14 protein-coding genes are annotated in these 12,516 nt (G+C 43.4%); 4 read left to right on the top strand and 10 right to left on the bottom strand.

What is annotated here, in order from left to right; genetic code table 11:
* Window positions 1-28: 28 nt before the first annotated feature.
* The 8 genes from era to rpoE form a co-directional block, all read right to left on the bottom strand.
* Window positions 29-1,000 carry a GTPase Era gene (gene era, locus HGG78_RS04890; protein WP_053310733.1) on the bottom strand — a complete coding sequence of 324 codons (972 nt, stop codon included), beginning with the start codon at window positions 998-1,000 and terminating at the stop codon, window positions 29-31.
* A complete protein-coding gene (gene rnc, locus HGG78_RS04895) occupies window positions 993-1,670 on the bottom strand; it encodes a ribonuclease III (protein WP_053310732.1) in 678 nt (225 codons plus the stop codon). Before rnc ends, era begins: the two co-directional genes overlap by 8 nt.
* Window positions 1,671-1,706: 36 nt before the next feature.
* Window positions 1,707-2,603 carry a signal peptidase I gene (lepB, locus tag HGG78_RS04900; protein WP_053310731.1) on the bottom strand — a complete coding sequence of 299 codons (897 nt, stop codon included), beginning with the start codon at window positions 2,601-2,603 and terminating at the stop codon, window positions 1,707-1,709.
* A gap of 92 nt (window positions 2,604-2,695) precedes the next feature.
* Window positions 2,696-4,489 carry a translation elongation factor 4 gene (gene lepA / locus HGG78_RS04905; RefSeq protein WP_053310991.1) on the bottom strand — a complete coding sequence of 598 codons (1,794 nt, stop codon included), beginning with the start codon at window positions 4,487-4,489 and terminating at the stop codon, window positions 2,696-2,698.
* 112 nt (window positions 4,490-4,601) lie between these two features.
* On the bottom strand, window positions 4,602-5,072 hold the full coding sequence (locus tag HGG78_RS04910) for a SoxR reducing system RseC family protein (protein WP_053310730.1): 471 nt from the start codon (window positions 5,070-5,072) through the stop codon (window positions 4,602-4,604).
* A complete protein-coding gene (gene rseB / locus HGG78_RS04915; protein ID WP_053310729.1) occupies window positions 5,069-6,046 on the bottom strand; it encodes a sigma-E factor regulatory protein RseB in 978 nt (325 codons plus the stop codon). Before rseB ends, HGG78_RS04910 begins: the two co-directional genes overlap by 4 nt.
* The gene (locus HGG78_RS04920) at window positions 6,043-6,666 is read right to left on the bottom strand and encodes a sigma-E factor negative regulatory protein (protein WP_172532231.1); all 624 of its coding nucleotides are present in this window, start codon (window positions 6,664-6,666) and stop codon (window positions 6,043-6,045) included. The genes rseB and HGG78_RS04920 overlap by 4 nt, the downstream gene beginning before the upstream one ends.
* Window positions 6,667-6,700: 34 nt before the next feature.
* Window positions 6,701-7,273, bottom strand: coding sequence for an RNA polymerase sigma factor RpoE (rpoE, locus tag HGG78_RS04925; protein ID WP_053310727.1), 573 nt, complete (start codon window positions 7,271-7,273; stop codon window positions 6,701-6,703).
* A 545-nt stretch (window positions 7,274-7,818) separates the two neighbouring features.
* Here rpoE and nadB point away from each other — a divergent pair.
* Window positions 7,819-9,426, top strand: coding sequence for an L-aspartate oxidase (gene nadB / locus HGG78_RS04930; RefSeq protein WP_053310726.1), 1,608 nt, complete (start codon window positions 7,819-7,821; stop codon window positions 9,424-9,426).
* A 31-nt stretch (window positions 9,427-9,457) separates the two neighbouring features.
* On the opposite strand, the gene HGG78_RS04935 is transcribed toward nadB, so the two are convergent.
* Window positions 9,458-9,874 (bottom strand): protein YgfX, encoded by a 417-nt coding sequence (locus tag HGG78_RS04935; protein ID WP_216652856.1) that lies wholly within the window; start codon window positions 9,872-9,874, stop codon window positions 9,458-9,460.
* Window positions 9,843-10,103, bottom strand: a complete 261-nt coding sequence (locus HGG78_RS04940; protein ID WP_168521031.1) for an FAD assembly factor SdhE — start codon at window positions 10,101-10,103, stop codon at window positions 9,843-9,845. Before HGG78_RS04940 ends, HGG78_RS04935 begins: the two co-directional genes overlap by 32 nt.
* A gap of 150 nt (window positions 10,104-10,253) precedes the next feature.
* Here HGG78_RS04940 and ygfZ point away from each other — a divergent pair, with 150 nt between their 5' ends.
* From ygfZ to HGG78_RS04955, 3 genes are all read left to right on the top strand, one after another.
* On the top strand, window positions 10,254-11,225 hold the full coding sequence (gene ygfZ / locus HGG78_RS04945) for a tRNA-modifying protein YgfZ (RefSeq protein ID WP_172532232.1): 972 nt from the start codon (window positions 10,254-10,256) through the stop codon (window positions 11,223-11,225).
* Complete coding sequence (locus HGG78_RS04950; protein WP_172532233.1) at window positions 11,218-11,691, top strand: aminoacyl-tRNA deacylase; 474 nt, start codon at window positions 11,218-11,220, stop codon at window positions 11,689-11,691. The genes ygfZ and HGG78_RS04950 overlap by 8 nt, the downstream gene beginning before the upstream one ends.
* Window positions 11,692-12,255: 564 nt before the next feature.
* Window positions 12,256-12,462, top strand: coding sequence for a DUF1107 domain-containing protein (locus tag HGG78_RS04955; protein WP_053310721.1), 207 nt, complete (start codon window positions 12,256-12,258; stop codon window positions 12,460-12,462).
* The last annotated feature ends 54 nt before the right edge of the window (window positions 12,463-12,516 follow it).

The raw sequence follows: 12,516 nt of genomic DNA on the forward strand, positions 1-12,516 counted from the left end.
CACTATGACTACTCATCTCTAATATGGGTTATAGATCGTCAATATAACCTAGGCTACGAAGGGCGCGTTCATCATCTGCCCACCCTGACTTCACTTTCACCCAAGTTTCGAGGTAAACCTTGCGACCAAACAGCTCTTCCATATCTAAACGGGCTTCGCGACCGATGGTTTTAATTTTCTCACCACCTTTACCAATCACCATTTTCTTCTGACCGCTGCGTTCGACTAGGATCAAAGCATTGATATGAAAGCCATCCGTTTCAGGGTTGTAATCGAAACGTTCAATTTCAACCGTAACAGAATAAGGTAGCTCTTCACCGGTAAAGCGCATCAATTTTTCACGTACAATTTCAGATGCCATAAAACGCTGAGAACGGTCAGTCACATACTCTTCAGGGAAATGGTGTGTCGCTTTCGGCAAATGCTCACGCACGTGTTTACGTAATACATCGACATTTTTACCGTGTTTAGCGGCAATCGGTACGATATCGACAAACTCCATTTTCTTAGATAGTTCAGACATGTGCAGCATAACGTCATTACGATCTTTCACGTTATCAACTTTATTCACACACAGAACAACAGGGAAATTAGCGTTACGTAGTTTGTTAAGCACCATTTCATCATCAGCAGTCCACTGAGTGCCATCGACAAGAAACAGCACCAAGTTTACATCACTTAAAGAACTGCTCGCCGCTCGGTTCATTAAGCGGTTGATGGCACGTTTTTCTTCAATGTGTAGCCCTGGAGTGTCGACATAAATCGCTTGGTATTGACCGTCAGTTTCCACGCCCATAATACGATGGCGAGTAGTTTGCGGCTTGCGCGATGTGATCGAAATTTTTTGCCCAAGCAGGTTATTTAGCAACGTTGATTTACCAACATTAGGACGGCCAACAATGGCGACAAAACCACAGTGTTGATCATCGGGTGCCGTTGCTTCATTAGCGCTAGTATTTGATGCAAAGTATGCATCTAAGTCGAATTCGTTATCAGCCATTTGTTAGTTGCTCTAGTGCAATTTCAGCAGCCGCTTGTTCAGCTTTGCGACGGCTAGTGCCTTTACCAATTACAGGGGTTCCTACTCCTGCGACATCACACGACACCGTAAACTCTTGGTTGTGTGCTTCACCTTTAATATTAGTCACTGTATAGATTGGCAGCTGTTTTCTTCTGCCTTGCAGAAACTCTTGAAGGCGAGTTTTTGGATCTTTTTGTGAAACGCCGGGCTCGATGGCATCTAAACGATCTTGATACCAACTCAAAATAATACCGCGTATCACTTCAACATCGCTGTCTAAGTAAATAGCACCAATGATGGCTTCTACGGCATCAGCAAGGATTGAATCACGACGAAAACCGCCACTTTTCAACTCACCTGGACCTAATTTTAAGTAATCTCCTAGGCAAAATTCTCGACCTAGTTCCGCCAGAGTATGACCACGAACTAACGTAGCGCGCATACGACTCATATCCCCTTCATTCACTTTAGGGAAACGATGGTATAGCTCATCGGCGATGACAAAACTTAAAATTGAATCGCCCAGAAACTCAAGACGTTCATTGTGCTTACCATTTGCACTGCGATGTGTCAGTGCTAAGGAAATAAACTCGGGATCATTAAATTGATAGCCGAGTTTAGTTTCTAATTTGCTAATTGGAGAATTCATGCTCTCTCGATGTAATGATGGCTAGCCAAGGCTAGCCTAGTTAATACCACCAATGCGGTTAAAACGCACACCAGTTGGAATCCATGAAGGTAAAACGCTATCGGCATCACGCTCAAATTCGAAGCTGATCCAAATAGCAACGGCTTTACCGACTAAGTTTGCTTCTGGGACAAAACCCCAGTAGCGACTATCAGCACTGTTGTCACGGTTATCACCCATCACAAAATACTGACCTTGTGGAACAACCCACTCGTTAACACCATGACGAGGTTGATACGCATCAACGCGATCACGACGCAATGGATTGATCAAAATCTGGTGTTCAACCTGGCCTAGCTTTTCATTCACTTGGATTAAGGGAATGCCATTTTGGTTGAATTCACTCTCTTCAACATTGGACAGTTTGACCTGTTTACATTCTGTTGAACCTTGAGCTTGGATACAAACTTCCTTGTTACTACTATAGCGAACCGTATCGCCTGGCATACCCACTACACGCTTGATGTAGTCAATACTTGGCTGTGGTGGATATTTAAAAACTACAATATCTCCACGCTCAGGCTTACCCGTTTCAACCAATTGAGTACGCCATACCGGGTCTTTCAAACCATAAGCATATTTCTCAACCAGGATAAAATCACCAACCAATAATGTTGGCATCATCGAACCTGATGGAATTTGAAACGGTTCATAGATAAAAGAACGCAGCACCAGCACCAAAGCAATCACAGGGAAAATAGAGACACTATTTTCTACCCACCATGGTTGAGCGGCGACTTTAGCCGTCACACTGGCATCTAATCCGTTGGTTTGCGCTTCAATACCGGCCACTTTGTGCTGGCGTTTCTTTGCCCAAACCAACTTTTCTAGCACCCAGACCACTCCGGTCACTAAGGTCACGATCACCAAGATGAGTGAGAATGTATTTGCCATGGACTTCCCTTATCTAAAAATACGAAAGTGAAAGAGCCGAAACTCTTTCACTTATGATTACTGCATGATGAACGGTACATTCAACGCAATGATTAATCTTTACCAACATGAAGAATCGCAAGGAACGCTTCTTGTGGTAACTCTACGTTACCAATTTGCTTCATGCGTTTCTTACCTTCTTTCTGTTTCTTCAACAGTTTCTTCTTACGACTCACATCACCACCGTAACATTTTGCTAGTACGTTTTTACGTAGCTGTTTGACGGTTGAACGAGCAATAATATGGTTGCCAATCGCGGCTTGAATCGCAATATCAAACATTTGGCGAGGGATGAATTCTTTCATCTTCTCAACAACTTGACGACCACGTGTTTGCGAGTTGTCTTTATGCGTGATGATAGCCAAAGCATCCACTTTGTCACCATTAAGCAAAATATCAACACGAACCATGCTTGATGCTTCAAAACGTTGGAAACCGTAATCCAATGATGCGTAACCACGTGATGTCGACTTCAAACGGTCAAAGAAATCGAGTACCACTTCAGCCATAGGAACGTCGTAAGTCAGTGCTACTTGGTTGCCGTGGTAAACCATATCAACCTGCACACCACGCTTTTCAATACACAAGGTAATCACATTACCTAGGTATTCAGAAGGTACCAGAATGTTACAACGAGCAATTGGCTCACGAATTTCTTCAATGTCATTAACCGCTGGCAATTTAGCAGGGCTATCAACATAAAGTACCGTACCGTCAGTTTTTTCAACTTCATACACTACCGTTGGTGCGGTGGTGATAAGATCAAGGTCGTATTCACGCTCTAGACGTTCTTGAATAATCTCCATATGGAGCATACCCAAGAAGCCACAACGGAAACCAAAACCTAGTGCTGCCGAGCTTTCTGGCTCATAAAACAGTGACGCATCGTTAAGACTAAGTTTACCTAATGCATCGCGGAAATTTTCATAATCATCAGAAGAAACCGGGAAAAGACCAGCATAAACCTGAGGTTTCACCTTTTTAAATCCTGGTAATGCTTTTTCACATGGTGTTTTTGCTGAAGTCAACGTATCGCCAACTGGCGCACCAAGGATGTCTTTAATACCACAAACAACCCAGCCCACTTCACCAGTATTTAATTCAGTTTGGTCGACTTGTTTTGGCGTAAAAATCCCCAAACGATCAACACCCCAAATTTGCCCGGTACTCATCACTTTAATCTTGTCATTCTTCTTCAATACGCCGTTTTTCACGCGTACAAGAGAAACCACACCTAAGTAGTTATCAAACCAAGAGTCAATGATCAAAGCTTGCAGTGGCGCATCAGGATCACCTTCTGGCGCCGGAATACCAGAAACGATCTTTTCGAGTACATCATCAACCCCAAGACCAGTTTTAGCCGAACAACGGACAGCATCAATCGCATCAATACCAACGATATCTTCAATCTCTTCCGCTACACGCTCTGGTTCTGCGGCTGGCAAATCGATTTTGTTAAGGATAGGAACAACTTCCAGTTCCATTTCAATCGCAGTGTAACAGTTAGCCAAGGTTTGAGCTTCAACACCTTGACCTGCATCCACTACTAATAATGCACCTTCACAGGCGGCAAGAGAACGGGAAACTTCATAAGAGAAGTCAACGTGTCCAGGAGTATCGATAAAGTTGAGCTGGTATGTCTCGCCATCTTTTGCTTGGTAGTCGAGCGTCACACTCTGCGCTTTGATGGTGATGCCACGCTCACGTTCAAGATCCATAGAATCGAGGACTTGAGCTGCCATTTCACGATTACTCAATCCACCACAAACTTGGATTAAACGGTCAGAGAGGGTCGACTTACCATGGTCGATGTGGGCGATAATCGAAAAGTTACGAATGTGCTTCATAGGTTTGGGATGACTAAACTCTTGCAAAAAGGAACATAAGAACGCGACATCAAGTGGCGTTTCCATAAAGTTGGCAGATTCTACCCAATTTCGATAGGGATCGCATCATAAATTAGGCAATGGGCTCACCGAGGACTCGAACCAAAACCACCTCAAGCTGTGAACGTTTTTCAAGAACGGTGGAGAATCGTTTGGCAATGATGATCCCAACGGCGATAAAAAGTGCCGCGCTCATAATCACCAAACCTTCGCCACCATTAAACATAGGGGCAATAACAGCATCACCGAGCCAAGCTCCAAGCATCATCATAAATAACGGCACTAGGTAAACCAAAGCCGCCGATTGAAGTAAGCTTTTTTCAGGAAAACCAATTTCAATCACCTGGCCAGGCTTGACTGTTTTGTCCGTATTGAGTTGCCAGTGCAGTGTTTTGTTGCCCACAGCTTTAGAAACAATCCCCGTCCCACAACTTTTTGATGAAGAACAACTGCTGCAACTGGTCTGCTGTTCACAACTGAGTTCAACATGAAACCCTTGTTGCTTTAATTGAACAGAAGTCACTGTCGCCAACGCCGTCATCATGGTGCCGTCACCTCATTGGTTTTGTTCATCGCTTTAAACGTAATTGACTGAGCAATACGCTTGGCGGTTTCTGGTGGAATATCACCCACCACCGAGATCTCATTATTGCCTTTCACAAAACTATGTAAAGTACGGCGACCTTGGCGAACCAATTGACCTTTTAACGAATGATTGTCGCTATCTGAAATGTACACAGAGAAACTGAACAAACCATCGCTAAACATTTGGCTTTCAACTAAACGTTCAGTAATGGCCATACGGTAACGGTTCAGTTCTTTGGGCTCGAAACCATCAGGGGTCCAACCTACATTCCAAAAACTTTCGTTAAGGTTACCCTTTGGTAAAGACAATACTTCTGGAAGTTTGACGGCATTGAGCCCCTCCATCGCATCGGCGAGTTTGTCGCTGATCGCATAAGATATGGTGCGATATTGCTCTAATACTTCACCATCTCTATCAACTAAATCTGCTCGTAGTGGCAAATGACTGGCTTCATCAACCCATAAAACATAGGAATAACGCAGCCCATCTTTAGGCACAATACGCACAACCTGACAGGCAGTACCCGCTTCACGAGCACGACCGACTTTAACAAAGTCGTAATATTGGCTTAATGCGCCAACATCGCTATCGAGCATAGGAATCGTCGGTGCAACCATAGAGCTAGACTCGATGGTGAACGGATCTACGCCTGGCTCAATGTAACTGACTTCATCACCACGACGAATCACTTCTCTGACCGGCCCACTGAGATAGACGAGATGAGCAAATTGTTGGTCACTTTTACTCGCATGACGATACAGTAAAGGTTCGATACTGCTTTTCTTAATAAGAATGTAAGACAGCTCATAATTTAAGTGCTGACTGGCTTCGTTCATTTGAAGCAACAAAGCCTCTGCAGGTTGGTCATCTGCAAAGGCTAATGTAGAGTTCAAACTGAACAGCGCCAACGCACTGATCAGGTATTTATTCATTCAGCTACCGATTGATGTACATCGTTGTGCAAGCTAGCACTTTCGCTATTTAAGCGAAGTTGCAGCTCGTAATCTTGTAATAGCGCGTTAACGCGGCGGCGTTGCTCTTGCATATTAGTATCATTGTTGTGTCGCTCGACAGAATCACGAGTCAAGCTAACCGGTTCAACACTACCAGTGAACGGTACTGTTTGTAATACAGGTAATTGATCACCTTGAGTAGCGGTTGGATCACTACCACTGTATTGCTGCACACCCAAAACAACCACAAGCGAGACACAAGCAGCCACAGCGACTTGTCCAAACTGAGAAAGCCATGCTGGTAATTGTCGACGGGCTTGCGATGGCGTAGGTTGAGACTCACGATTTCCATGCTGAATTTCAACAACAGAGGCCGAATGTAAACGACTGTGCGTAGGCTCACTTTCCAATGCTAATGCCACACTTTCTGCAATATTCCATTCAGCTCGCACTGGGGCATCACCACGCATCACATCACCAATTACATGGTAATTTTTCCACGTTTGTAAACTTTCTTGGTCAAGCTCTAATTCTTGGATTAGTGCCTTATCGACCATTTCCCCATCCATGAGTGCTGAAAGTTTTTCTTTGTCAGCCATTATTTATTCACCATATTCATTACTGGTTTGAGCGCTATAAAAGAGGTTTTATCTTCTTTTCTACCGCTTCACGAGCACGGAAGATACGCGAACGCACCGTTCCTACAGGACAATCCATAACTTCTGCGATTTCCTCGTAACTTAAGCCTTCAAGCTCACGCAACGTCATCGCCGTTTTTAAATCTTCAGGTAACGCTTCTATCGCACTGAACACTACCTGTTGCAATTCTTTGGACAACGTAATGTTCTCAGGGTTCGATATTTCTTTTAGCGCATTACCATTTTCATAATATTCAGCATCTTCAGCATCAACATCATTTGCGGGTGGCCTGCGGCTCTGCGCAACAATGTGATTTTTGGCAGTATTGACAGCAATACGGTATAGCCAAGTGTAAAACGCGCTTTCTCCACGAAAAGTTGGGATAGCACGATACGCCTTGATGAATGCCTCTTGGGCGACATCCGCTACATCTCCAGAATTGCTCACATACCGAGAAATAAGGTTGCAGACTTTATTTTGGTATCTTAAGACCAAAAGGTTAAACGCTTGCTTATCCCCACTCTGAACTCGCTCAATCAATACCTGATCGGTCAACTGCTCGTTCATTCGAGCGTGTACTCCTATTGTTATTCCCCTTACCTTCTCAGATATGGGCATTCATTATGCAAAGTGTAGTATTGACACCACCGCTTACATGAGCACTATTGTGACTCAAGGAAGAATGGGAAGTTCCATTCTGTCTAAAAATATTTGCCATTCACAATCGATAAGTGTGACGTAACTTCAATTCGGCAAACCTCACAACATAGTGAGGGTCGATAGTACGAAAGACAATGGCATTGACAAAAGTATTGCATTTTAACGAGATAATTTACCTTTATTTTATCTAGATGATCGAAGTCCCGCTTACGCAGCTAATGGATATACCAAAACTACTTGGAGTTACAGGTAGGCGGCAAGTGAGTTTATTCCCATAAGCATAGACAGGCTATGTGATTGGGGTAAACGAACGCCGCCAACACCGCAGCATCTTCAAGTAGGAAGGGATAAAACCTTGCGACTTAAGCACTTCAAGAGTATAGATACATGCAGTACATTTTTTTAAATAAGAGTTGGATAACTCTACTATAGTTCGGGAATTTAAAAGTTTTATGAACGCAAACCGTGAACATCAATGTGATGTATTAGTGGTAGGTAGTGGTGCAGCAGGCTTGTCGTTAGCTCTGCGTGTAGCAAAACATGGAAAAGTCATTGTTCTAAGCAAAGGACCTCGCAGTGAGGGGGCCACCTATTACGCTCAAGGAGGAATTGCGGCTGTTTTTGACGAATCAGACAGTATTGAATCACACGTTGAAGATACACAAATCGCAGGGGCTGGTATTTGTGAAGAAGATACCGTGCGCTTTATCGCAGAACACGCGAAAGAGAGTGTTCAGTGGCTAATTGATGGCGGTGTTCCTTTCGACAGAGAAGAAAATGACAGTGATGAAGCTCCTCGTTATCATTTAACTCGCGAGGGTGGTCATAGCCATCGACGTATCCTTCATGCTGCCGATGCAACTGGCATGGCGATGCAAACCTCCCTTCAAGATAATGTTCATAACCACCCAAACATCACCATTCTTGAACGTCATAATGCATTAGATTTGATCACTGAAGACAAAGTTGGTGGTGACAAACAAAAAGTCATTGGCGCTTATGTTTGGAACCGTAATCAAGAACACGTTGAAACCATCCGCGCGAAATTCGTGGTCTTAGCCACAGGGGGCGCATCGAAGGTATACCAATATACTTCCAATCCCGATGTCTCTTCTGGTGATGGCATTGCCATGGCTTGGCGCGCAGGGTGCCGCGTTGCAAATTTAGAGTTTAATCAATTCCACCCAACCTGCTTGTTCCATCCTGAGGCTCGTAACTTTCTTTTGACAGAAGCATTACGTGGTGAAGGAGCATTTTTAAGACGTCCTGATGGCTCACGCTTTATGCCTGATTTTGATGAGCGTGGAGAACTGGCACCTCGTGATGTGGTTGCCCGAGCGATAGATTTTGAGATGAAACGCCTAGGTGCTGATTGCATGTACCTAGACATCAGCCATAAGCCTGCTGATTTTATCGAAAAACACTTCCCCACCATCCATTCTCGTCTAATGGAATTGGGGATTGATATGACCAAAGAGCCGATCCCGATAGTGCCTGCTGCGCACTATACTTGCGGGGGGGTAATGGTCAACAAGCAAGGTCAGACCGACATCAAACACCTTTATGCAATCGGTGAAGTCAGCTATACCGGGCTACATGGTGCTAACCGTATGGCTTCAAACTCGTTACTTGAGTGTGTTGTCTATGCATGGTCTGCGGCGCAACATATTCTAAAAGCACTGCCTGAAGCACAACTTCCTCCAAGTTTACCAGCTTGGGATGAAAGTAAAGTGAATAACTCAGATGAAGAAGTTGTTATTCAACATAACTGGCACGAACTGCGTCTATTCATGTGGGATTACATGGGCATCGTACGTACTGACAAGCGTTTGGAGCGTGCATTACGTCGCATCCAATTGCTGCAACAAGAAACTCATGAGTACTACAGTCATTTCCGTGTTTCGAACAATTTATTGGAACTGCGAAATTTATTGCAAGTCGCCGAGCTGATGGTTCGCTGTGCAATGCAACGCAAAGAAAGCCGTGGTTTGCATTACACATTGGACTACCCACAATTGGCCGAAGATAGCGGGCCTACAATTCTGACACCGCAAGGCTAGGAATAAACATGCAGTTAAACAAAAGGAGTCTTTATGGCTCCTTTTGTTGTTTATTGATTTGCGCTAATCGAACCAATAGCTGCCGATACAGTTCATCACTACAAGTGTCTCGCCACAATAGATAGCGCTGCCCACATTCTGAGTACAAAATAAGCACCATAAACGAAAATTGCAATGAGACTTTTTCAATAATAAATGTCTCTTCAAGCCATTGACATCTGCCATCCTTATGCAAGGTAACATCTCCGCTAACACATGGAGGCAATAGATCGAATTGGTAACCCGCTGACAATAAGAAGATGATAAAGAAGAGAGTCGAAACAAGAGGAAGAGGAGAAATCAACAACGCCCATATGACCAACATCAACAATATGATATGAGCCAAACAGGCGAAATAAGAAGCTTGAAGTGTAAACTTAACGTACTTTGCTGAGGTTATGAGCGACAATCTTGTCCACCATAGCGGCATGCCCTAAATTTTCACTGCGACCATGCCCCATGATCCACGTGAATAGATCTGGATCATCACACTCCAGTAGGGAAACGAAATCTCGTTGTTCAGTTTCACCAAGCGAGTCGAAGCATTCTTCAAAAAATGGCATTACAACCACATCTAACTCTAGCATTCCTCGACGGCAGGCCCACTTAATTCTTGCTTTTTCTTCAGTGGTGTACATCGGTTTTCCTCACCTTATGTTTATTTGCGCAGAGTGTATCAAGCGGATGGTAATTCAACTAGTAGATGAGTCACAGTCCCTGTTCAAGCTGACAAAAAAACTGAACCAGACTAACATAGTGTCTACATTTTACTTTTTAGGTAGACAAACATGGACTGGCAAAACGCATTTACACCTCTCTCAGTGACCGCCAATGACACGCTTCCCCCTTTAATGATGGCTCATCTCGATTCATGGGGAGCAATCACTATGGATGGAGATGACAAAAAAGCTTATTTGCAAGGTCAAGTGACCTGTAACGTTGTTAGCCTTGAGAAGACACAATCCACATTCGGTGCACATTGTGACGCCAAAGGTAAGGTTTGGTCAGTGTTTCGCCTTTTTCACCACAATAATGGTTATGCGATGTTCCAGCCATTATCAGCGATAGAAGCAGAGCTTAACGAACTGAAAAAGTACGCGATTTTTTCAAAAGTAGCGATAAGCCAAAGTCAGGATGTTGCTTTAGGTGTATTCGGTGATAACGCTGAACAATATATTGATGCATTAACAGAAGATCGAGGTGATGTTCGCAGTATTGAAGGTGGTAGCGCTGTAAAAATATCACCACAACGTTGGCTATTACTGATAACTGAACCTGTCGCACAAAAGCTCATCAGCAGCAGTGATGCCACTAAAGTCAGCGAAGCACTTTGGACACGTTTTGATATTGAAGAAGGTATTCCGCTTATCACTCAAATCGATCAAAGAGAACATATTCCTCAAGCGTTGAACTTGCAAGCGCTGAATGGAATTAGCTTTAGTAAAGGTTGTTATACTGGTCAAGAAACAGTAGCTCGCGCTAAATACCGTGGTATCAACAAACGGGCCATGTACCTTGTGCAAGGCAATAGCGAACAAGTATTGGTCAGTGATGAACCCATTGTATTGGAGCGTTCGGTCGGTGAAAATTGGCGTAGTGTTGGACACTTACTCGCTCATTATACTTTCGCCGATCAAACAGCAATTGGCTTGATTGTGCTACCTAATAATTTAGAGGCCGACACTCAATTTCGTCTAGCTAATCAACCTGGCACTCGTTGGTTGATCCAAACGTTACCTTATTCTCTTGAAGATGAATAACGAATTCGATACACACATCACTCGTTATTTAACGGAGCAAGGGGTCTCTTATCGCCTAATGCCCCATCAAACTCCAGCGAAAACGATTGAAGATGCCGCCAAGCAGCGCGGCATTCACCCAAAGCAGATGGTAAAGTCGATAGTTTTAAAAGAGTTCGGTGGCCGATATGCGCTCGCCTGCGTTCCGGGAAATAAAGCTGTTGATCCCAAAAAAGTACGCGCCATATTTCAGGGACGTCGTATGACCTGTGTGAATATCGAAGACGTTGCACTCATTACAGGCTACCAAGTAGGCACTGTCACACCATTACTGCTACTCACATCAATGCCTATCATATTTGATAGGCAACTACTGAATGAGCAACAAGTGACTATCAGTAGTGGTACCCAAATGGCAGGAATCGCACTTCGCTGTCAAGATTTAGTCGCGCTTTGCCATCCAATTATCGCAGACATCGTCCGTTGAACAATGAAACAATGTAATCCATTACATTATTTCGTGAGCAACTCTGAAATACACCAAAATCGACGGTGAATTTTTAGTCAAAAGTAAAACATAAATAGTCATTGCGACTTTTTTAACGTACTCTTGCAGACGTTGGTTAAAGCATAATCAGAATGAACATTCTTTTGTATCCTTCACCAACAAAAAAGTGAATCCACTGATTGTTTCAGGACATCCACTTTTTGTGTAATGCATCTGTGACTATTCGCCCGCACATTTAGCGGGCATTTTTTTGTCAGAAAATTCACCAAAAATTATCACATTTAAATAAAATGCAACTATTATTAAAAATGTCATATTGTTCGGGCTTAATAAGCACCGAGTAAAACAAGGGCAAGTTCATTAGCAAACCCTGTTTTGAGGAAAGCATCACACGAACTTGGATATTTATCCAACATTTTGCCAACAGCAGCACAAATATCCAAACAGGTTAGGCTTTACTGCATAATCCCCTATTAATATCACACTATTTTTAACGGGGGTTTAATATAATTTGCAGTGCAAGAACAATAGAAGGATCGTAGTATGAGACTGTTTAAGCGCTATACACCGGGGATGATTGCAAAACACGTAAGTCGTCTTTTTAAAGGAAGAATTTACATTTACGGTGTGGGGAAATTTGAATTTAATAATGGCAAATTAGTCTTGCCTGAGCGTGCAGAGAAACGCCATTTCCAAACAGTAAAAGAAGTGAATCAGGAAATAATGAGATTACGTTGCGCTTACGCTTGATGCAGTTTTAACGACAGAATTTACAAGGGTTGGCGATTTGCCAACCCTTTTGCT

It is taken from the genome of Vibrio aestuarianus (assembly GCF_012395185.1).
Taxonomy (GTDB): domain Bacteria; phylum Pseudomonadota; class Gammaproteobacteria; order Enterobacterales; family Vibrionaceae; genus Vibrio; species Vibrio aestuarianus.